Below are 19,561 nucleotides of genomic sequence, written 5' to 3'. Positions count from 1 at the left end.
TGGGCTTGTCAGACGCCCATCAGGCTTCCGACGCCGAGGATCGACCCCACGATAACGCCGATGACCATCGAGATGGCGATGCCGACAATGGCGACAACGACCATGAACACCACTCGCTTGTCCTGCGGGATCTTCAGCATCGGGCCGCAGCCGAGATAGAAGAGATAGATACTGTAGAGGCTGCCAAGTATCGCGAGAAAGCTGATACTGGATACGAGGTTGAAAATACCGGCCAGCCAGCCTGCGGTGCCGCTGTAGGCGATCAGGCGGAACGCTGCCGTTCGGCTCTGTTCGCCACCGAATTTGGGTGAGAGTTGCTCGACGATGAACGTCATGATGAGCACTCCTGCGAGGCCCGCCACGTAGGACAATATCACGAAACCGATGCCGAAAATGGGCGAGCCGATCAACATGGCCACCGGGCCGATGGCTGCCAGCGGCATGACATAGCTCGTGAAAACGTCGCCGGTACGGATGGTTTCCCGCGCGATAATCGGCCATTCGGTTTTCGGCGTCATCAATATCGCCTTAATTCTTGCGATAATGCGTTCGACGCCCCGGTTTCTTCCTTTAGGTTCCATCTCGCATCCCCCAATCGTTGCGCTTGTGGACCATGATCTTTGCTGCGGCGCAAGCGCCCATTGCCGGCACCAAGACAGCACCCTAAGCGAAAAGCCTGGGGATAAGTCGCTCATCTTTGCAGCTTGCTCTTATCTTTGGCGTCGCGACGCCCTAAACAATATACCATGTCCTATGCGCCGTTCGTCCCTCTCCGCGTGTTCTCCTGCTACACGATGCTGGAGGGTGCGATTGATCCTAAGGCGGTAGCAAAGCAGGCTCGTAAGCTCGGATTCCCGGCCGTCGCGATAACGGACCGAAACGGTCTCTATGGCGCCATGCCCTTCTCCGACGCGTGCAAGAAGGAGGGTGTGCAGCCCATTATTGGCGCGATGCTGGCCGTGGAAAGGCCCGGCCGACCGCCCGGCGCTGCATTGGTGATTGACTGGCTCGTTCTTCTCGCGAAGGACGAAAAGGGTTACGCAAATCTCTGTACATTGGTCTCAGCGGCGCATGTCGATCGGCCGGTGGAAGCAGACGCGCATATCGATTTCGCCAGCCTTTCCCAGCATGCCGAAGGTCTGATCTGTCTGACAGGCGCGGGGGAAGGCGGACTCGCGCGGTTGCTGGCGGAAGGGCAAGCTGCCGAGGCAGCGGCCTATCTCGATCGACTGCAGGCTATCTTCCCCGATCGGCTCTATATCGAGCTGGCCCGTCGTGGAGATGCAACGGAAGGCGAGGCCGAGCCCGCGCTCATCGACCTTGCCTATGAACGCGGCCTGCCGCTTGTCGCGACCAATCCCGCCAGCTTCGCGGAGCCGGATTTCCATCAGGCGCATGACGTCATGCTCTGCATTGCCAGTGGTGCTTATGTGGAAACTGTGGACCGGCCGCGCAGTCAGCCGGATGCATGGATGAAGTCCGCTGCGGATATGGCTGAGCGCTTCGCGGATTTGCCGGAGGCAATCGCCAACACGCTCGTCGTCGCGCAGCGCTGCGCAGTGGCGGCGCCGAAGCGCAAGCCGATCCTGCCCAGCCTTGCCGGTGATCGTGCCGGCGAGGAAGCGCAGCTGCGTGCTGACGCCGCTTCCGGACTGGAATCCCGGCTGGACCGGCTCGGTCTGGAAGAGGCACGACGCGGAGCCTATCGGGAGAGGCTGGCGTTTGAGCTCGATATCATCATCGAGATGGGCTTCCCTGGTTATTTTCTGATCGTTGCCGACTTCATCAAATGGGCGAAGGCCAATGACATTCCGGTGGGGCCGGGGCGTGGCTCGGGCGCCGGGTCGGTCGTCGCCTGGGCGCTGACCATTACCGATCTCGATCCGCTCCAGCTTGGTCTGCTCTTCGAGCGATTCCTCAATCCCGAACGCGTCTCGATGCCGGACTTCGACATCGACTTTTGCGAAACCCGCCGTGGCGAAGTGATACGCTACGTCCAGCAGAAATACGGGGCGGACCATGTCGCGCAGATCATCACATTCGGTACGCTGAAGGCCCGCGCCGCGCTCAAGGACACCGGGCGCGTGCTGCAGATGCCTTATGGCCAGGTGGACCGGCTTGCCAAGCTGGTGCCGAACCACCCCACCGACCCATGGACGATCGACCGCGCGCTCAATGGATCGTCGGAATTTCTGGCCGAATATAAAGCGGATTCCAGCGTCCGCCGACTTGTCGACTATGCGCTCAAGCTTGAGGGACTGCCGCGCAACAGTTCGACCCATGCGGCTGGCGTCGTCATTGGCGACCGTCCCCTCTCGCAGCTTGTCCCGTTGTATCGCGATCCGCGCTCGGACATGCAGGTCACGCAGTTCGACATGAAATATGTCGAAGGCGCGGGTTTGGTGAAGTTCGACTTTCTGGGCCTCAAGACGCTTTCGGTGCTTCAACGCGCCGTGCAGTTGCTTGCCCGGCGAGACGTCATGGTCGATCTCGACGGCTTGAGCTGGGATGATCCCGCCGTTTACCAGCTCCTCCAGCGCGGCGATACGGTCGGCGTGTTCCAGCTGGAATCGGAGGGCATGAGGAAGACGCTTGCCGCCGTGAAGCCGACCAACTTCGGAGACATCATCGCGCTCGTCTCGCTCTATCGGCCGGGTCCGATGGATAACATCCCCATGTTCGGCCGCCGCAAGAACGGGCAGGAGACGATCGAATATCCCCATCCGCTGCTGGAGACGATCCTTGCCGAGACCTACGGGATCTTCGTCTATCAGGAGCAGGTGATGCAGGCCGCGCAGATCCTGGCGGGTTATTCGCTGGGAGACGCGGATCTTCTGCGCCGTGCCATGGGCAAGAAAATCAAGGCGGAGATGGATGCCCAGCGCGACCGGTTCGTCAAAGGATGCGCCGAGCGCAGCGACATCAAACCCGCAAAGGCCAACGAGCTCTTTGACCTTATCGACAAGTTCGCGGGCTACGGCTTCAACAAGAGCCACGCTGCCGCATACGCGCTTCTCGCTTACCAGACCGCCTGGCTCAAGGCGCATTACCCTGCAGAGTTCTATGCCGCTTCCATGGCGTTCGACATTCACCAGACCGACAAGCTCACGGTTTTCGTGGATGATATGCGCCGGGCTGGTATCGCCTGCCTCGCGCCCGACATCAACGCGAGCGAAGCAGACTTCACAGTTGAACCGGACCCTGCCGACGCTGACCGACAGGCCGTGCGCTATGCGCTGGGCGGCCTCAAAGGGGTGGGCGAGAAAGCAATGGAGCAGTTGGTCGAGGAGCGGGCGGCGCGCGGGCCGTTCCGCGATCTTGACGATCTGGCCGACCGCATCGAGCCTCGCCTTCTCAACAAGCGCCAGATGGAAAGCCTCGCCGCCGCGGGCGCTTTCGATTCGCTGGGGCTGGACCGTGCAGTGGCTTTCGCAGCGGCCGAGACGGTGCTCGCGGTGGCGGCAAGCGCAGCCCATCAGCGCGCGAGCGGGCAGGGCGGGCTTTTCGGCGGAGACGATGTGCCCCATGCCTCTGTTCCGCTCACGCAGGAGGCGCGCTGGTCTGCGAGTGAACGCATGGCGCAGGAGCGGGAAGCGTTCGGCTTCTACTTTTCTGCGCATCCGGTCGATCGGTACCGCCAGTTTTCGCGCGGGCGGGGCGTGCGCAGCTATGCCGAACTCTGCAGCGGCGATGCCGTGACCTCGGGGACGGAGCGTCCAACCGCGAGCATGGCCGCTCTGGTCGAGGACATTCGCTGGCGGGACACCAAGCGGGGCGCCCGCTATGTCTCTGCGACCTTCTCTGACAATAGCGGCCAATTCCAGGCGAGCTGTTTTGACGAGGAGAGCTGCAAGATGCTCGACCAGCTCCACAAGGATGGCGAATGCGCGCTGCTGACTGTCGAGCTGGATCGCCTGCCCGGCGAGGAGACGCCGCGTGTGACGGTGCGCGGGGTGGCACCGCTTTCCCGCGTGATGGGCAATGCGCGCATGCGGATGATGGTAACGGTCGAGCGGACGGATGCGCTTCCCGCCCTCTCCAAACTGCTCGAAGAGTGCCGGGGCGGACGATCGCGGCTGGTTCTCCACCTGCGCCTCGCAGATGACAGCTTGGCCAGCCTCTTGCTGGGCGATGATTATCTGCTCGATGCGGAATTGGGGGAGCGCATCGAGGCGATTACCGGTGTGTCCGCCGTTTCCCTCGCTGCGCTGGAGCCCAAGCTCAGCCTCGTGGCGTCGCGCTGAGCGGCGCGTCTCCCGGACGGAGGTTCGAATGGCGAACGACTTTCCCCATGGCACCGTCCACGAAGCGGGTGACGATCTGCAAGCCGCGATCCTGTCCGATCCCGCGCTTTTCGTCCTTTGGGAAAGCCTCACGCCGCTTGGTCGCAACGAGTTCATCTGCTGGGTTGAGGATGCGAAGCAGGCGAAGACGCGGGAGCGGCGGATCGCCCGCACCTGTGAGGAACTGCTGGAAGGCAAACGACGGCCCTGTTGTTGGGCGGGATGTATCCACCGCACGGACAAAGCGCCGGGCCGCTGGCAGCAGGCGGTGTTGATCGACAAGACGCTCGATAGGGGGCGCTCCTAAAACAGTCGCATCTGGTCGCTCGGCGGCACGAAAAGATCCTTACGCAACGTGATCGCACCTCGGCTGGTAATGCCGTGTCGCGCACGGGCCTTGTCGAAACGAGCGCGGATGAGGTCCGCATAAGGGCCTTCCCCCCCCATCCGGTTGCCGAAGCGCGGATCATTGTCCTTGCCGCCACGGATCGAGCGGATGATCGCCATCACCTTGCCTGCGCGATCGGGGTAATGCTCAGCCAGCCAGTCGCGAAAGAGCGGCGCCACTTCATCCGGCAGGCGCACCGGAATATTGGAGACCGAGCAGGCCCCGGCCTCCACGACCGCCTCCACCAGCGCCTCGATCTCATGGTCGTTGATCGCCGGGATGATCGGGGAGATACAGGCGTTGACCGGCACGCCGGCTTTGGAGAGCGCAGTGATCGCAGCGAGGCGCTTCTCCGGATGCGCGGCGCGCGGCTCCAGTGAGCGGGCCAGTGCCGGATCGAGGGTCGTGACGGACAGACCGACTGCGACCAGCCCCAGCGCCGCCATGGGTGCCAGCAGATCGAGGTCGCGCGTCACCCGGTCCGATTTGGTCGTTATCATCAATGGGTGCCGCGCCTCGCTGAGCACTTCAATGATCGCGCGGGTGATCCGCCACTGCGCCTCTATCGGCTGATAGGGGTCGGTGTTCGTCCCCATTGCGATGGTACGCACTTGATAGCCCGGCTTGCACAGCTCCTTGCGGAGCAGTGCGGCGGCCTCCGGCTTCACGAACAGGCGGCTTTCGAAATCGAGACCGGGCGAGAGGTCGAGCCGGGCGTGGGTCGGCCGCGCGAAACAATAGATGCAGCCATGCTCGCAGCCCCGATAGGCATTGATCGACTGATCGAATCCGACATCCGGTGACGTATTGCGGGTGATGATCGTCCGCGCCGCCTCTTCCGTGACGGTGGTGCGGAGCGGCGGAATGTCTTCGTCGCTGGCCGCGAGCCAGTCCTGCCAATCCCCCTCCACCTCGCGGCCCGGCAAATTGAACCGAGTGGAAAGCTGGTTGTGAGTCGCACCGCGTCCCTTGGTCGCCATGGCCGGATAAGAACATAAAGTGAACAAAATCGCAAGCGCGATGCGGCGCTGTTTGCCGTTCTTGCTGTCGAAAGGTTCTAAAGGTTACACCTCTTGGAGCAAAAAAAATGCGGTGGGGCGGAAGCACTGGCCCTGAACAAGTCCCGCTTAAAGCAGCGTCAGCTTTGTCGGGGGAAGCGGTCGTTCCTGGAGCGGCCTACAGACCCAAAATGTGTCTTACCCGCCGCCAGCGAGAGGTCCAATCGATCACAGTGGAAGGTGCGCCACCAAGTCGCGCAGTGGGCTGCTCCGCAAAGACGACGTTGAGCATTTTCTTAGTCAGGCCGTCAGGAATAGGGATCACTGCCGAACCAGATTCGTGATGCACGCCATCAATGAAAACTTCCACCGTCGGGCCGTTTCCCCAAATGACCAGGTTCTTTGGAGTCCACTCAACCTCACCCGGAGCGCCTTCCTCAAACCCACCGGGAGCCTTTAAAGTAATGGTTGATCGAGCTGGAACCTCGAACTCGTCACACCAAGGCTCAAGCCAGACGAGCAGACTTTCAGGCCCCGGATTGCTTAGGCCCCACTGGTAATCGGAAGTTGTCATCGAACGTCAGCATTTCAGATGGCACGAATGTCTGCAATGTCGTCGAGTCCTGACAGTCCGCTTTCGAAAAAAGCTGCGCGAATATCAGATGTCCGAACTTATCGCCTACCTTAGCATGAGCGAGACACTGTAGGACAGATCCGCCGCCGAATAGCGCAAATCAGCGCTCGTTGAGGCGCGGCATCAGCTCGACGAAATTGCAGGGGCGAAAGCGGCTGTCGAGCTGATGGACGAGGATCTGGTCCCAGCCGTCCTTCACCGCGCCGGTCGAGCCGGGCAGCGCGAAGATATAGGTGCCACGCGCGACGCAGGCGCAGGCGCGCGACTGGATGGTCGAGGTGCCGATCGACTTGAAGCTCAGCCAGCGGAACAACTCGCCGAAGCCGGGGATCGCCTTATCCTGCACCGCCTCGACTGCCTCCGGGGTCACGTCCCGCCCGGTAACGCCGGTACCGCCCGTGGTGATGACGCAATCGACTTCAGGGTCTTCGATCCATGCGTGCAGCCGAGCGACAATCAGTTCGCGCTCGTCGCGCACGATCGCGCGATCCACCAGCCGGTGACCGGCGGCGGCAATCCGTGCGGCGAGCGTGTCGCCGGAGCGATCATCTGCGAGCGCGCGGGTATCCGAGACCGTGAGAAGCGCAATGTTGACCGGGAGAAACTCCCGGCTCTCGTCGAGCGGCAAGGCTGTCAGTCCGATCCGGACGCGAGTTGGGTCGGCTTCTTCATCCGCACCGCGACATCCTTGCTCCCGTCGGGGAAGCGGGTCCACATGCCCTGCGCCATGGCGCTGAGCGCGGGCGACTGGCCCTGCGCATCGATCTGATAGATCCAGTAGTTGCGCAGCACCGCGTTCAGATAGGCCCGCGTCTCATAATAAGGGACGGACTCGATGAAGAGAAGCGGGTCGCCTTCGTCCCGCACCGCCACGTTCCACCGGTCGATCGGCGTCGGCCCGGCATTGTAAGCGGCGATCACCTTGGGCAGCAGGCCGCCGGTTGCGCTCATGCCGGCAAGCTTCTTGAGATAGAGCTGACCGAGGGCGAGGTTCATCGCCGGATCGTCAAGCTGATCGGGCGAATAGGCGAGGCCATTCGCTGCCGCCAGTTCCGCTGCCGTGCCGGGGCGCACCTGCATGACCCCGCGTGCGCCAGCCATGCTCACGGCATTGGCGCGGAAACGCGATTCCTGCAGGGTGTGGGCATAGACCAGCGCCTTCTCCACCTGCCAGCCATTGCTGGGCGTCCAGTCCGGCGAGGGATAGCGGCCATAGGCCTTTGCGGCGGCGCCGGAGGGCGAACGCTGGGCAAGCCAGAGCTGAGTGGTCGGGAGCGACAATGCACTCGCGAGGTGGACGAGCGCAGCATAATGCGTGGTGCCGGCCAGTTCGGCCTCCCGCCGCAGCACTTCGTCTGCCTGCGCGCTCTGGCCCAGCGCGGAAAGAATGATGGCGTTGCGCGCATTGGGGCGGCTGCCGACTTCGGAGAGATCGGCCGTGGTCAGCGGCTCGCGACGCAGTGCCGGGTCCGGCCCGATGCCCAGCGTTTCCCGCGCGAGCATTCCGTAAAAGGTCTCGCCATAGCGCCCGGCGGCCTGCAGCAAAGCGTTGATCTTCTCAGGCTTGCGCTCGGCCATTGCGGCGCGTGCAGCCCAGAAATATCCGCCCGAACGCAGGTCCGCATCGTCCGCGCGGGAAGCGGTCATGGCAAAGGCTCGACCGGCTTCTGCCCAGTCCTTCTCGCGCCATGCGGCAAGGCCCGCGACCCACCAGGCTGGCGCAACATAGCCGCCGACGCCGTCCTGCGTGGCGAGGGCCGCCATGCGTCGGGCGTCCGCCGTGCGGCCAGTGATATAATAGGACCAGGCAAGCCGCTGGCGCAGCTCCGTGCGGCCCTCATTGCCCAGATTGGCCTCCGCGCCGGACAGCAGCGCCTCGCCGCCTGCCGGATCGTCCGCCTTGATCTTTTCGAGGAGCGTCGTGCGCAGGCTGTCCGCCATGGCGTCGCCCTTCACGGGCCGCAGGATGGCGCGCTGCGGGGCACCGCCGGTCCACATCAGCTGCCGCACCTGCGCACCTTGCGGCAGGATCTGCGCGCCGCGCTTGGTGGCCAGGCGACCGATCTGATCGGCCTTGGGGAGCCAGGGCGCCTTAGCGAGCAAGTCCATCAGGTCGAATAGTTCGACCCGTGGCGAGTTCTTGGCAGTATAAAGCTCGCCCAGCAGCCAGGGCCGCATGCTGTCGGTCTCGTCCAGCGCGGTGATGCCCGCTTTTGCCTCAGACCAGCGCTGACCTGAAAGCGCGGAAAGGATCGGTCGGTAGCGCGCGGTGTCGCTCGATGCGCTGGCGTAGATGGCAGCAGTCGATGCCGCGAGAGACTGCGCTGCGACCGGCGCCGCCGCGATCGTCCCGCCGATGAGCTGCGCAACAGCGAGAATGAGTGACGAAACGAACCGCATGTCAGCGCAGGACTCCAGAGAGATGGCGGATCATTTTCCAGCTCTCCGCCTTGGCGCGCGGACGGCGCATCAGGAGAGCGGGATTGGGTATGGCCGCAGCGGCAATAGTGCCCGTCATTGTCTTAACAGATTGCAAACCATGGCCCGCAGTGCCGTCGCTCGTCACGCCCAGAGCACGGGCCGTCCGGTCTCCGAGGATGAGGAGAGCGCGGGGACGCGAAAGGCCGAGATAGTGACGAAACCGGTTGCCCAAAGGTGCGAGTTGCTCTTCCACGATCAGGCCACCGGCGGGACGGCGCGTGGCAAGCGAGGCCAGCGCTGCATTATCCACCTTCATGTCGAGCGTGCTCAGCATCGCGTCCAGCAGGGCGCGGGCGGGTGAATTCAGAACGGTTTCGCCCATTTCGTCCGGTATCTCGCCCACAACCATGAGCGGCGCCTCAACCAAGGCAGGCGGAAGAAGAGCGGGGCCGCCCCAGTGCGCTTCGGGCTGCGCGGGGTCTTGGGCCAGCCACTCCAGGAAGGCGAGTAGATCGTCTGGCGCGGCGGTAAAGGGTGCGGCAGCAAAGGAGGTGGTCTGGCCGGATGCCGCCGGGGCGGATGTCCGGGTCGGGGTCGCAGCTATGGCGGCGGGGGGTGCAGGGCGATCAGCGGCGCGCGAGGGCGTCTGCGCGGCGAACCAGTCGAACGGTTCGTCAGCTGTCAGCGTATGAAGACCAGCCTCGCGCCACCACAGCACGAGCGAGTCCACGCCGGAATCAAGAGTCCAGTTTTCACCGCCCCGCATCGCGCCTCCCAAGAGACAGAGGTTGACGGATTGGTCAATGTTGGCCCATCGGCAGTCCCATCAACCGTTAGGGATTTGCGGCGATCGGACTGAGACGACGATGCCGCAGGGAGAAGCGAAATGGCTGAACGCGAATCGATGCCCTACGACGTGGTGGTCGTGGGTGGCGGTCCGTCCGCGCTCGCGGCCGCGATCCGGCTGAAGCAACTGGCTGGCGAGGCCGGGGCGGAGGTGTCCGTCTGCGTGCTCGAGAAGGGCTCGGAGATTGGTGCGCATATCCTCTCGGGCGCAGTGATCGATCCGCGCGCGCTGGACGAATTGCTGCCGGACTGGCGGGATATGGGCTGTCCGCTCGCTGCGACGCCTGTGACGGAGAACCATCACTGGGTGCTGAGCAAGGCCCGCAAATTCTCGGTGCCCCACATCTTTACGCCCCCCTTCATGCACAACAAGGGTACCTATACGGGCAGTCTGGGCAATCTCTGCCGCTGGCTGGCCGAACAGGCGGAGGGGCTTGGCGTCGAGATTTTCCCCGGCTTCCCGGCCGCCGAAGTCCTCTACAATGAGGATGGCAGCGTGAAGGGCGTCGCCACGCAGGACATGGGCGTCGCTCGCGATGGCAGCCACAAGGCGGATTATCAGCCCGGCCTCGAACTGCACGCGCGCTACACCTTCTTCGCAGAAGGCACGCGCGGCCACCTCACCAAGCAGCTCAAGCCGCGCTTCCGGCTGGATGTCGATTGTGAGCCGCAGGTCTATGGGTTGGGCGTCAAGGAATTGTGGGAAATCGCGCCGGACAAGCATGTACCCGGCCGGGTCGTCCACACGCAGGGCTGGCCGCTCGACGACGAGACCGGCGGTGGCGGCTTCCTCTATCATCAGGCGGACGGGCAGGTCGCGCTCGGCTTCGTGACCTGGCTCAACTATCACAATCCCTATATTTCGCCGTTTCAGGAGATGCAGCGCTGGAAGACCCATCCGGCGATTGCGGAAATTCTGGAGGGCGGGCGGCGCGTCTCCTATGGCGCGCGCGCCATCTCGGATGGCGGCTGGCAGTCCGTGCCTCAACTTGCCTTCCCGGGCGGAGTGCTGGTCGGCGACAGCGCAGGCTTCGTCAACGTGCCGCGCATCAAGGGCACGCACACCGCGATGAAATCCGGCATGATGGCGGCGGAAGCGGCCTTTGCGGCCATTCAGGCCGGGCGGGGCAATGACACACTCGACGCCTATCAGAGCGCTTATGAAGAGAGCTGGGTGGCGCGGGAACTGCGCGGCGTGCGCAACGTGCTGCCCCTCGTGGAGAAATTCGGAAATATCTTCGGGACTTTATGGTCAGGCGTTGCGATGTGGTGCGAGCATATTGGCCTGCGCTGGCCTTTTACCATGAAGCATCACCGCGACAATGAGGCGATTCGGCGGAAGGATCTCTACAAGCCGATCGATTATCCCAAGCCCGACGGCAAGCTGACCTTCGACCGCCTCTCCTCGGTGTTCATCTCGAACACCAATCATGAGGAGGATCAGCCGGTGCATCTTCAGCTTCTCGATCCGGCGATCCCGATCGACTACAACCTTCCGCTCTACGACGAGCCGGCGCAGCGCTATTGCCCGGCGGGGGTTTATGAAGTGGTCGGAGAGGCTGAGGGGATGCCGCGCTTCCAGATCAACGCGCAGAACTGCGTCCACTGCAAGACCTGCGATATCAAGGATCCGACCCAGAACATCAACTGGGTGACCCCGGAGGGCGGCGGCGGGCCGAACTATCCCAATATGTGAGAGTAGAGAGCCGGGCTGCCGTTAGCCCGGCCCTTTATAGACTGATTAAAGCGATCTGCGGCCCGTGAGGAGCTGGAACACGAATACAATGCCGGCGATCACCAGCAGGATGTGGATGAGGCCGCCGCCGATATGCATGACGAGACCGAGCAGCCATAGAACGACCAGGATGCCGACGATGGTCCAGAGCATGGAAAATCCCTTTCAGTTCCGTATCAATGGGAAGGAGACGGTTTTTGGGCCGAAAGGTTCCCTTGGAGACGGGAAGGATCGCAACGGCGCTGGTCGCGCAAGACAGGGATGTTACGTCCCGCTATGAGCCTCCGCGTGCCGACTGAAACCGCTTATGCGAAGATCAACCTTGCGCTGCACGTTCGTGCGCGACGTGACGATGGCTATCATGAGATCGAGAGCCTGTTTGCCTTTTGTGAGGATGGCGATGTCCTCACGGCCACGCCGCGCGACGACGGCGCACTGACTCTCGCGATCGAGGGACCATTCGCCGGGGATCTGGCGGCGGACGCGGACAATCTCGTGCTGCGCGCCGCCCGGGCGCTCCGAAACGCAAGCGGAAGCCAGCTCGGTGCCGATCTGGCGCTCACCAAGAATCTGCCGGTCGCGAGCGGCATTGGCGGTGGTTCGGCGGATGCCGCGGCAACGCTGCGCCTGCTCATGACTCTTTGGGAGGTGGATGCGCCAGCGGTCGACCTGCCGGGCATTGGGCGGTCCCTCGGCGCGGACGTGCCCGCCTGCCTTGCCAGCGGAACCCTGTTCGGCAGCGGGGTGGGAGAGCAGCTCCAGCCGATCGATCTCGATCTCAGCGGCACGCCGATCCTGCTAGTCAATCCGCTTATTCCGTGCCCGACCGGGCCGGTTTTTGCTGAATGGGATGGGGTGGATCGCGGCCCGCTCGATCCGAACGCGTGGCAGCGCGGGCGCAACGATCTGGCAGCGAGCGCGATCGACCTGGTGTCGGAGATCGACGAGGTGCTTGCGGTGCTGAAGGCGCAGCTGCCGCGCGTTGCGCGCATGTCCGGCTCCGGCGCGACCTGTTTCGCGCTGTTCGGTAATGAGGCACAGCGGGATGCAGCGGCGGATCGCCTGATCGCGGATCACCCCGATTGGTGGATCATGACGAGCAGTCTGCGATGACCAGCGCGCCATTCCACATCCTTGGCGATCCGGCCGCGCCGATCCTCATTATTGCGGATCACGCCTCCAGCCATGTTCCGGCCGATATTGATCTGGGTATCGATCCCGCGTTGCTCCACGAGCATGTCGCTCTGGACATTGGTGTCGCGGAGGTAGCGGCGCTGCTGGTGGCCACGGGAGACTGCTGCGCGATCCTGGGCGGGGTTTCGCGCCTCGTCATCGATTATAATCGCGAGCCGGACACGGTTGCGCTGGTGCCGGTGCAGAGCGACGGGCACGAAATTCCCGGCAACCGGGGGATCGACATCGGGGAACGACTTGCGCGGTTCCACGCGCCCTATCATGAGGCGGTCGCTTCGCTCGCCGGGCAGGCCAATGCGCCTTTCATCCTTTCCCTGCACAGCTTCACCCCCGGTCTGCGTAGCCGGCCGGAAGAAGCACGGCCGTGGGAGATCGGGATCCTCTACAATGAGGATGATCGCGCGTCGCGCATTGCCATTCCCGCGCTGGAAGCGGCGGGGCTCGTCGTCGGAGACCAGCAGCCTTATTCGGGAAAGCAACTGAATGCGACGATGAACCGCCATGCCGAGGCGCATGGCAGGCCTTATCTGGGCGTCGAGATGCGACAGGATCTCGTGAAAGATGTTGCGGGACAGGGCCGGTTTTGCGAAATATTACATCCCATACTGATGAAATGCAGGAATAAAATTACGTGACAAGTGGCGCGAGGGCCTTGCCTTACGTGCCAGTTTTGTGGAAAGGGGCCGCGCACAGAAAGGCACGGCCATGACCCACACGTTCGACAAGTCCAAGCTCCCCAGCCGCTACGTTTCCGTCGGCGTCGAGAGCGCTCCGCACCGCAGCTATTATTATGCGATGGGCTGGAAGGAAGAGGACATTGCCAAGCCTTTCGTGGCGCTCGCTTCGGCTGGTAACGACTCCGCGCCGTGCAATACCACGCTGGACGCCCAAGCGGACTGGGCGCGCGACGGTGTGATGGCGGCGGGCGGCACGCCCTTCCGCTTCAACACCATCACCGTGACTGACGGCATCGCAATGGGTCATCAGGGCATGAAAAGCTCGCTGGCGAGCCGCGAGGTGATCGCGGACTCGGTCGAGCTCTCGATGCGCGGCCACTGCTATGATGCGCTCGTCACCTTCGCGGGCTGCGACAAGTCGCTTCCCGGCATGATGATGGCGATGCTCCGCCTCAACGTGCCCTCGATTTTCGTCTATGGCGGCTCGATCCTCCCCGGCCGCTATCAGGAGCGCGACCTCACGGTTATTGACGTGTTCGAGGCGGTCGGCCGCTATGCCGCCGGCAACTGCCCGCTCTCGGAAGTCACGGCGATCGAGAAGGCAGCCTGTCCGGGCCATGGCGCCTGTGGTGGGCAATATACCGCGAACACCATGGCGTGTGTTGGTGAGGCAATCGGATTGTCTCTGCCGAACAGCAACATGGCGCCAGCACCTTACAAGTCGCGTCAGGAAATCGCGGTCGCCGCCGGCAAGCAGATCATGGAACTGCTGAAGATCAATCTGCGCCCGCGGGACATTTGCACGCGTGAAGCCTTCGAGAATGCCGCGCGCATCGTCGCGGCGACCGGGGGCTCCACCAATGGCGCGCTGCACCTGCCTGCCATGGCAAACGAGTGCGGCATCGACTTCGACCTGTTCGATGTGGCCGAGATCTTCAAGACGACGCCTTACATCGCGGACCTGAAGCCCGGCGGGCGCTATGTTGCCAAGGACATGCACGAGGCGGGCGGTATCTACATGCTGATGAAGACACTGGGCGCCGAGGGCTTTCTGCATCTCGACTGCATGACGGTGACGGGCAAGACGCTTGGCGAGAACATCGACGAAGTCACCTGGAACCCCGACCAGAAGGTAATCTATGACGCGAAGACGCCGATCACGCCGACCGGCGGCGTCGTTGGCTTGCGCGGCACGCTGGCGCCCGATGGTGCGATCGTGAAGGTCGCGGGCATGAAGCGCCTGCAGTTTACCGGCACTGCCAAGGTGTTCGAGCGCGAGGAGGATGCCTTCGCGGCCGTGGAGGCCAATCAGATCGTGGACGGCGATGTCGTCGTGATCCGCTATGAAGGCCCCAAGGGCGGCCCCGGCATGCGCGAGATGCTTTCGACCACCGCTGCGCTCTATGGGCAGGGGCTGGGCGAGAAAGTGGCGCTCATCACGGACGGGCGCTTCTCAGGCGGCACGCGCGGTTTCTGCATCGGCCATGTCGGCCCGGAAGCGGCGGAAGGCGGGCCGATCGCCCTCGTGGAGAATGGCGACCAGATCAGCATTGATGCGGAAGCCGGCACGATCGACTTGCTGGTCGACGAGGCTGTGCTGGCCGATCGCCGGGCGAAGTGGCAACCACGCGATAACGCCTATCAGGCCGGCGCGCTGTGGCGCTATGCGCAGAATGTCGGCCCCGCATGGGCCGGCGCTGTCACCCATCCCGGCGCGAAGGCGGAAAAGCACGTCTTTGCCGATATTTGACGCCTCTGACCTCCCCTCCTCTTTAGAGGAGGGGCCGGGGGTGGTGGCGATGCGCGGGGATCGCTCGCGTTGTGCTAATAACATATGGTGCAGGACCGCCCCAACCTCTCCTCTAAAGAGGAGGGGCTTTTAATGTCCGTTCCCGTCCTCACGCTCGCGCAGATGCGCGCGGCGGAACAGGCGATCTTCGACGCCGGTACGAGCCCTTATGCGCTGATGGTGCAGGCGGGCGAAGGCGCGGCTGAGATGATCTGGCGCGCTGGGCACAAGCGCGATGCACTCGTGCTCTGCGGTCCCGGCAATAATGGCGGCGACGGCTATGTAATTGCGCGGCGGCTGCGTGAGCTGGGTGTTCCGGTGCGGGTCGCTGCGACGGGCGAGCCGAAAACAGAAAGCGCGCGACAAGCGCGGTCCGACTGGGACGGCCCGGTCGAGGACATCATGTCGGCAGAGCCCGCCACGCAGCTTGTCGATGCGATCTTCGGCGTGGGCCAGACGCGTGCGCTGGACCCCGGCCTTGCCAGGCGCCTCAGCGAACTCGTCGCAGCGGCGCAACTCTCCTATGCCGTCGATGTGCCGAGCGGCGTGGAGAGCGACAGCGGCGTGCTGCTGGGGGACGTGCCGCGCTTCGACATCGTCCTCGCCATCGGCGCCTGGAAGCCCGCGCACTGGCTGATGCCGGCAATGGCGACTGCGCGCCGCCGCGCGCTAGTGGATATCGGAGTCGTAGCTCCGGACGGATGTGCGCGACTGCTCGCGCCGCCTTATGTGCCGCTCCCTGCGCCCGATGCGCACAAATACACCCGTGGCATGGTCGCTGTGGTCTCTGGCGCGATGCACGGCGCTTCGGAGCTGGCGGCGCTCTCCGCCTATCGGGCCGGGGCAGGCTATGTGCTGCTCCTCACGGGCGGCCTGCCGCAGCCGCCCCACGCCATCGTGCGCCAACGCTTCAGCGCGGAGGCACTGGTGGATAGCCGCATTGGCGCTGTGGTGATCGGTCCCGGTCTCGGGCGCGACGAGCGCGCTCGTGAAAAGCTGAGCGCGGCGCTGGCCAGTCCGCACCCGCTGGTGATCGACGGCGATGCGCTGCATCTGCTTGACCTCGACGTGCTGCGCGCTCGGGACGCGCCCGCCATCCTCACGCCGCATGCCGGCGAGTTCGCGGCGCTTTTCGGCGCGAGCGAGGGCGGCAAGATCGAGCGCACGACGGACGCGGCGCGGCGCAGCGGTGCAGTCGTGCTGTTCAAGGGGCCGGATAGCGTGATTGCGCATCCGGACGGCCGGACACATCTGCTCGGCGGGGCAAGTCCCTGGCTGTCCGTGGCGGGCACCGGCGATGTGCTGGCGGGCGCGATTGCAACAATGCTGGCCCAGAAAAACCAGGATCCGTTCGAAGCGGCTTCCGCCGGGGTGTGGCTTCATGCAAAGGCAGCGGCCATGCTGAACCGCTGTTTCCTCGCCGACGAGCTTGTCAATGCGCTCCCGCTTGCTCTTGCCCACGCATCAGGCGGCAGGCCGTGACTGCAACCGAAGCCGCCGACATCATCGTGCGCATCGCGGCGCGGGGCGAGGGCGTGACCGCCGATGGCCGCCACGTGCCCTTCGCGGCGCCGGGAGACAGGCTGCTGCCCGACGGTGGGCTCGCCTTCGGTCCCGATCATGTCGAGCCGGTCTGCATCCATGTTCCCGATTGTGGCGGCTGCCAGCTCCAGCATGTTTCTGACGCCGCCTATGCCGCTTATGTGCGCGATCGCGTCGCCGGAGCGCTGGCAGGGCAGGGGCTTGAGGCGGATGCGGTGCTTCCCGCGCATATCTCTCCGCCGCGCACGCGGCGCCGCGCCAGTTTGCGCGCGGTGCGGCAGGGCAAGACGGTACTCCTGGGCTTCGCCGCACAGGGGAGCCACCGCATCATCGACATGCACGAATGCCATGTGCTGGAGCCGCAGCTGTTTGCGCTGGTGGCGCCGCTTCGCGCTCTGGTGGCCTCCCGTCTGGCGGATCGTAGGAGCGCGGAAGTGCGGCTGGCCCTTACCGATCAGGGCGTGGACGTGCAGATCTCCGGCCTGTCCTTCGATGGGTTGGAGGCGACCGAAGCCGTGCTCGATTTCGCGCGGACGCATGGGCTTGCTCGCCTCGCGCTGGTCGGCGCGGAAGGGGAGCCCTCGCTGACAATATGGGAGCCCGATCCGGTTACGGTGACGTTTGGCGGGGTAGGCGGTAATCTGGCGGTGGCTTATCCGCCTCATGCCTTTCTGCAAGCGACGCGGGACGGCGAGGCGGCGCTGCTTGCGGCTGTGCGGGAGGGCATAGGCAATGCGGCAATGGTGGCGGACCTCTTCGCTGGTCTCGGTACGTTCGCGCTTTCGGTCGCGGGCGATGTGCCGGGCCGGAAGGTCTATGCGGCGGAGGCTGCGCGTGATCTCATCGGGGCACTGCAGTTGGCCGGCAACCGCCTGCCGGGGCGCATCTTCCCCGAACATCGCGACCTTTTCCGTCGGCCCCTCACCGCCAAGGAAGCTGGCCGCTTCGACGCGATCGTGATCGATCCGCCCCGCGCTGGCGCCCGCGAGCAGTGCCAGCAGCTTGCAGAAGCGTCATGCCGGCGTCTGGTCTATGTCTCGTGCAATCCGGCGAGCTTCGGGCGCGACGCGGTAATGCTGGTGGCGGGCGGTTATCGCATCGCCACCGTCCAGCCTGTGGGCCAGTTTCGCTGGTCCACCCATGTCGAGCTCGCAGCGAGCTTCGTGCGGGATTAGGCGGCGAGCGCGCCGATCAGGCCGTGGATCGCCAGCGCAAGCAGCGCGAATGTCGAGAGGGAAAACAGGCTGGCGCGCACCGGAATGGTGTTCACCTTTGCCTGCCAGATACTGTGGATGATCCGCAGGCCCACATAGCTCCATGCAAGAGCGAGGTTGAGCATGTTGCCCTGGCCGAGCACCGCAAGGCCAACGACCGTTGCATAGAAGAGCGTCGGCTGCTCCATCAGATGGACATAGTTATGGGCAGGCCAATTGATCTCGCGGGGCAGAAGCTTGTCGAGATCTTGTCCGCGTCCGCCGCGCGCCTGATCTCGCGAGATCTTCAGGTTTTTCATAGCCGGAAACCGCACGAAGGCCATCCAGCCGAGCATCACGATCGACCAGATGACGAGCACGAAGACCGGTGCCAGCAGCTTAACCGCCATATTTTGCCCTTTCGCCAGTTCCGAACGCTAGCTTGCCAGAGACTGGCGCGAAGTGGAAGCGAGCGCATAGGCCCCGAAGATCGCGACGAGCAGCACCAGCGTGCCGTCCGCTGCGGGGAGGCAGGCCGCCGATGCCGAGGCGATCAGCGACCTGCTAGCAAACTTATCTTATCGGCGAATCTGAACGACGTTCGAGCGCTTCTCGACCGTGACTTCCTCGCGATAAAGGCTCGTCATCGGCTCGTCAGCGACTTCGCACACCGTCTCCGCACCGAAGCCGTTGAAATCGGTGCGCATTGCGCTGCCATAGGCGCCGAGCATACCGATCTCGATATAGTCGCCGACCTTGATGTCCGCCGGCAGATCGAACGGCCCCGCCATGTGGTCCATATCGTCGCAGGTCGGGCCGTAGAAGCTGAACGATTCGGTATCCGTCTCGTCATTGGCTTCCGGGCGGAGCAGCCGCACCGGGAAGCGCCAGCCGAGATGGGCGGCATCGAACAGTGCGCCATAGGCGCCATCGTTGATGTAGAGTTCCTGGCCGCGCCGGCGCTCGACGCGCACGACGATCGAGCTATACTCGGCGCTCAGCGCACGACCCGGCTCGCACCAAAGCTCGGCGGAGTAGGAAATCGGCAGGCTCTCGAACGCACGATGGATAGCGCCGAAATAATGCTCGAGCGGCGGCGGCTCCATGCCGGGATAGCTGGAAGGGAACCCGCCACCGACATCCACGATGTCGACAGTGACCGCCGCATCGACGATCGCGGCGCGCACACGCTCGATCGCCTGCGTATAGGCATGGGGCGACATCGCCTGGCTGCCGACGTGGAAGCAGATTCCGAGCGCATCTGCGACCTGCCGCGTTGCCATCAGCAGCTCGCGCGCATCCGACAGCTCGCAGCCGAACTTGGATGCAAGGCTGAGCTTGGAATAATCGGACGAGACGCGCAGCCGCACGCACAGCTCCAGATCTTCGGCGCCCTTGGTGGCGCGAACGATCTTGGAGAGTTCTTCAAGAGAATCGAGCGAGAAGGTGCGCACGCCGTGCTTGAAATAGGCTTCGGCTATTGCTTCCTCGGCCTTCACCGGATGCATGAAGCACAGCTTCGCGTTCGGCAGGGTACGGCGGACGAGACGCACCTCGACGATCGAAGCAACGTCATAGTGCGTGATACCGGCCGTCCACAGCGTCTTGAGGAGCGTGGGCGACGGATTGGCCTTCACGGCATAGAGCGAGCGCCCCGGGAACTTCTCAGCAAAGAACCGGGCGGCGCGGGCCGCAGCCTGCGGGCGAATAAGCGTTACCGGTGCTGCCGGTCGAAGGGAAAGAGCTACCCCCAGCGCGCTATGATGCTTGTACAATTCAAGGGACCTCCAGTGGTGTCAGCCAAAACAAGCTGCCTTGCGGTGGAAGTCCCATGGGGCAGCGGAGCGCCGATATATGGGCA

General features: G+C 64.0%; 17 protein-coding genes. 8 read left to right on the top strand and 9 right to left on the bottom strand.

The features are described 5' to 3' along the window. Nucleotides 1-8: 8 nt before the first annotated feature. Complete coding sequence (locus ACNAOH_RS04175; protein WP_443971511.1) at nucleotides 9-518, bottom strand: Yip1 family protein; 510 nt, start codon at nucleotides 516-518, stop codon at nucleotides 9-11. A 228-nt stretch (nucleotides 519-746) separates the two neighbouring features. Between ACNAOH_RS04175 and dnaE the strand changes: the two genes are divergently transcribed. Together dnaE and ACNAOH_RS04165 are read left to right on the top strand one after the other, a co-directional pair. Then, on the top strand, nucleotides 747-4,244 hold the full coding sequence (dnaE, locus tag ACNAOH_RS04170; protein WP_443971510.1) for a DNA polymerase III subunit alpha: 3,498 nt from the start codon (nucleotides 747-749) through the stop codon (nucleotides 4,242-4,244). 28 nt (nucleotides 4,245-4,272) lie between these two features. After that, nucleotides 4,273-4,590: a YdeI/OmpD-associated family protein gene (locus tag ACNAOH_RS04165; RefSeq protein ID WP_443971509.1), complete on the top strand. Its 318-nt coding sequence runs from the start codon at nucleotides 4,273-4,275 to the stop codon at nucleotides 4,588-4,590. On the opposite strand, the gene ACNAOH_RS04160 is transcribed toward ACNAOH_RS04165, so the two are convergent. The 5 genes from ACNAOH_RS04160 to ACNAOH_RS04140 form a co-directional block, all read right to left on the bottom strand. Further along, nucleotides 4,587-5,651 (bottom strand): PA0069 family radical SAM protein, encoded by a 1,065-nt coding sequence (locus tag ACNAOH_RS04160; protein WP_443971508.1) that lies wholly within the window; start codon nucleotides 5,649-5,651, stop codon nucleotides 4,587-4,589. The genes ACNAOH_RS04165 and ACNAOH_RS04160 overlap by 4 nt on opposite strands. 196 nt (nucleotides 5,652-5,847) lie before the next feature. Then, complete coding sequence (locus ACNAOH_RS04155) at nucleotides 5,848-6,243, bottom strand: hypothetical protein (RefSeq protein WP_443971507.1); 396 nt, start codon at nucleotides 6,241-6,243, stop codon at nucleotides 5,848-5,850. A 160-nt stretch (nucleotides 6,244-6,403) separates the two neighbouring features. Then, nucleotides 6,404-6,931 (bottom strand): molybdenum cofactor biosynthesis protein B, encoded by a 528-nt coding sequence (gene moaB / locus ACNAOH_RS04150; RefSeq protein ID WP_443971506.1) that lies wholly within the window; start codon nucleotides 6,929-6,931, stop codon nucleotides 6,404-6,406. Nucleotides 6,932-6,936: 5 nt separating this feature from the next. Then, nucleotides 6,937-8,703 (bottom strand): transglycosylase SLT domain-containing protein, encoded by a 1,767-nt coding sequence (locus ACNAOH_RS04145; protein ID WP_443971505.1) that lies wholly within the window; start codon nucleotides 8,701-8,703, stop codon nucleotides 6,937-6,939. 1 nt (nucleotide 8,704) lies between these two features. Then, on the bottom strand, nucleotides 8,705-9,490 hold the full coding sequence (locus tag ACNAOH_RS04140) for a hypothetical protein (RefSeq protein ID WP_443971504.1): 786 nt from the start codon (nucleotides 9,488-9,490) through the stop codon (nucleotides 8,705-8,707). A 120-nt stretch (nucleotides 9,491-9,610) separates the two neighbouring features. Between ACNAOH_RS04140 and ACNAOH_RS04135 the strand changes: the two genes are divergently transcribed. Further along, nucleotides 9,611-11,266: an electron transfer flavoprotein-ubiquinone oxidoreductase gene (locus ACNAOH_RS04135; RefSeq protein ID WP_443971503.1), complete on the top strand. Its 1,656-nt coding sequence runs from the start codon at nucleotides 9,611-9,613 to the stop codon at nucleotides 11,264-11,266. 45 nt (nucleotides 11,267-11,311) lie between these two features. Here the strand turns inward: ACNAOH_RS04135 and ACNAOH_RS04130 are convergent, their stop codons facing one another. Further along, complete coding sequence (locus ACNAOH_RS04130) at nucleotides 11,312-11,458, bottom strand: lmo0937 family membrane protein (RefSeq protein WP_443971502.1); 147 nt, start codon at nucleotides 11,456-11,458, stop codon at nucleotides 11,312-11,314. Between the two features lie 108 nt (nucleotides 11,459-11,566). Between ACNAOH_RS04130 and ACNAOH_RS04125 the strand changes: the two genes are divergently transcribed. The 5 genes from ACNAOH_RS04125 to ACNAOH_RS04105 all read left to right on the top strand — a co-directional run bounded on the left by ACNAOH_RS04125 (nucleotide 11,567) and on the right by ACNAOH_RS04105 (nucleotide 17,682). Further along, nucleotides 11,567-12,418, top strand: a complete 852-nt coding sequence (locus tag ACNAOH_RS04125; RefSeq protein ID WP_443971501.1) for a 4-(cytidine 5'-diphospho)-2-C-methyl-D-erythritol kinase — start codon at nucleotides 11,567-11,569, stop codon at nucleotides 12,416-12,418. Then, on the top strand, nucleotides 12,415-13,134 hold the full coding sequence (locus ACNAOH_RS04120; RefSeq protein WP_443971500.1) for an N-formylglutamate amidohydrolase: 720 nt from the start codon (nucleotides 12,415-12,417) through the stop codon (nucleotides 13,132-13,134). Before ACNAOH_RS04125 ends, ACNAOH_RS04120 begins: the two co-directional genes overlap by 4 nt. Before the next feature lie 70 nt (nucleotides 13,135-13,204). Then, on the top strand, nucleotides 13,205-14,926 hold the full coding sequence (ilvD, locus tag ACNAOH_RS04115; protein ID WP_443971499.1) for a dihydroxy-acid dehydratase: 1,722 nt from the start codon (nucleotides 13,205-13,207) through the stop codon (nucleotides 14,924-14,926). A 132-nt stretch (nucleotides 14,927-15,058) separates the two neighbouring features. Further along, a complete protein-coding gene (locus ACNAOH_RS04110; RefSeq protein ID WP_443971498.1) occupies nucleotides 15,059-16,447 on the top strand; it encodes an NAD(P)H-hydrate dehydratase in 1,389 nt (462 codons plus the stop codon). Continuing rightward, complete coding sequence (locus tag ACNAOH_RS04105; RefSeq protein ID WP_443971497.1) at nucleotides 16,444-17,682, top strand: class I SAM-dependent RNA methyltransferase; 1,239 nt, start codon at nucleotides 16,444-16,446, stop codon at nucleotides 17,680-17,682. The genes ACNAOH_RS04110 and ACNAOH_RS04105 overlap by 4 nt, the downstream gene beginning before the upstream one ends. On the opposite strand, the gene ACNAOH_RS04100 is transcribed toward ACNAOH_RS04105, so the two are convergent. Together ACNAOH_RS04100 and ACNAOH_RS04095 are read right to left on the bottom strand one after the other, a co-directional pair. Continuing rightward, a complete protein-coding gene (locus tag ACNAOH_RS04100) occupies nucleotides 17,679-18,110 on the bottom strand; it encodes an MAPEG family protein (RefSeq protein ID WP_443971496.1) in 432 nt (143 codons plus the stop codon). The two genes, ACNAOH_RS04105 and ACNAOH_RS04100, sit on opposite strands and share 4 nt — an antisense overlap. A gap of 168 nt (nucleotides 18,111-18,278) precedes the next feature. After that, entirely contained in the window at nucleotides 18,279-19,475 is a 1,197-nt protein-coding gene (locus ACNAOH_RS04095) for a type III PLP-dependent enzyme (protein WP_443971495.1), read from the bottom strand. Nucleotides 19,476-19,561: the final 86 nt, after the last annotated feature.

Origin of the sequence: Sphingobium sp. CR28 (assembly GCF_052327305.1) — a bacterium.
Lineage (GTDB): Bacteria > Pseudomonadota > Alphaproteobacteria > Sphingomonadales > Sphingomonadaceae > Sphingobium.
The sequence above is the reverse complement of the archived record's forward strand: the minus strand, read 5'-3'. Positions and strand labels throughout refer to the sequence as shown.